The following is a 297-nucleotide window of genomic DNA, read 5'->3' on the forward strand; positions in this document are numbered from 1 at the left end:
CAACGCCTACTGCGGCGGCGAGCTGGTGGACTTTATGCTGGGCTACTATCCCGAGGGCACGGTGGTGACGGCGGAGCAGCTGAAGGCCGAGGGCGTGCTCCAGGACCCCTTCTACTACAATGGAAGCACCTACCGCTTTGAAAAGCTGGAGCAGGACGGTACCACGGTGAACCTGTACTATGAGAAGGAGATCCCCGAGGTACGGTACATCATCAACGCCTACTGCGGCGGCGAGCTGGTGGACTTTATGCTGGGCTACTATCCCGAGGGCACGGTGGTGACGGCGGAGCAGCTGAA

General features: G+C 60.6%; 1 protein-coding gene. It reads left to right on the forward strand.

The window, feature by feature from the left end; translation table 11 throughout:
* Positions 1-297: hypothetical protein (locus H7U37_RS15395; RefSeq protein WP_204877045.1), on the forward strand; the 297-nt coding region annotated here is incomplete at both ends.

The sequence above is a fragment of the Pseudoflavonifractor phocaeensis genome, assembly GCF_016901735.1.
Classification (GTDB): domain Bacteria; phylum Bacillota; class Clostridia; order Oscillospirales; family Oscillospiraceae; genus Pseudoflavonifractor_A.